This window comes from Clostridium sp. UBA1652 (assembly GCF_002320975.1).
Classification (GTDB): domain Bacteria; phylum Bacillota; class Clostridia; order Clostridiales; family Clostridiaceae; genus Clostridium_T; species Clostridium_T intestinale.
Window position 1 is genome coordinate 1 of sequence record NZ_DCLI01000021.1, and the last position, 233, is coordinate 233.

The 233-nt window shown below is 47.6% G+C and carries 2 tRNA genes; both read right to left on the reverse strand.

Features of this window, described 5'->3' with window-relative positions:
• Positions 1-28 precede the first annotated feature (28 nt).
• Positions 29-104: transfer RNA gene (locus tag B3N22_RS03095), tRNA-Lys, on the reverse strand.
• Between the two features lie 3 nt (positions 105-107).
• Positions 108-184 (reverse strand) — tRNA-Arg (locus tag B3N22_RS03100).
• Positions 185-233 lie beyond the last annotated feature (49 nt).

Here is a 233-nt window from a genome sequence, read left to right on the forward strand (position 1 = left end):
CCAACTGAACTACGTCCACCATGTTTTTTGGTGCACCATCACGGGTTCGAACCGGGGACACCCTGATTAAGAGTCAGGTGCTCTACCAACTGAGCTAATGGTGCAAATGGTGCGTTTTAAGGGATTCGAACCCCTGGCCCACGCCTTAGAAGGGCGTTGCTCTATCCAGCTGAGCTAAAAACGCATATTATGTTACATAAAAACTTTCAAGTTTTTATTGGAGCGGGTAGTGG